The sequence below is a fragment of the Bartonella sp. MR168JLCBS genome (assembly GCF_042194175.1).
In genome coordinates this window covers 1-575 of sequence record NZ_JBHIMP010000571.1, presented here as the reverse complement: position 1 = coordinate 575, position 575 = coordinate 1, and the positions used below count along the sequence as shown (strand labels likewise).

At 46.1% G+C, this 575-nt stretch carries 1 pseudogene; it reads right to left on the bottom strand.

Annotated features, from left to right (window positions below):
- Positions 1-13: 13 nt before the first annotated feature.
- Positions 14-575 (bottom strand): annotated as a pseudogene (locus ACFIK8_RS12750) (beta-ketoacyl-ACP synthase I); the annotation flags it as partial.

Sequence of the window (575 nt, the reverse complement as noted above, 5' to 3'; positions counted from 1 at the left end):
TAAGAATTCCTATTTACCCATAACGTTGGAAAACAAGCGTTGCATTGGTCCCGCCAAAGCCAAAGGTATTTGACAAGACAGTATTAAGTTGTTGATGATCACGGCGTGCACGAACAATTGGCATATCAGCAAAAGCTGGATCAAGCTCTTCAATATGGGCGCTTTCGCAAATAAAATTATGATTCATCATTAACAGTGTATAGATTGCCTCATGAACGCCTGCCGCTCCTAAAGAATGACCTGTCAGAGATTTTGTAGCAGAAATTGGTGGGCATTGATCACCTGCTCCAAAAATACGGCGGATAGCTTCTATTTCAGGGGGGTCCCCAACAGGTGTTGCTGTTGCATGCGGGTTGATATAATCAATTTTATTCTTCACGGTTGCGAGCGCCATGCGCATGCACCGCTCTGCTCCCTCTCCTGAGGGGGCAACCATATCGTACCCATCCGATGTAGCACCATAACCAATAACTTCTCCGTAGATTTTTGCACCACGTGCTTTAGCGTGTTCCAGTTCTTCAAGAACCCAAACGCCGGCTCCACCTGCAATAACAAATCCATCACGATGGGTGTCA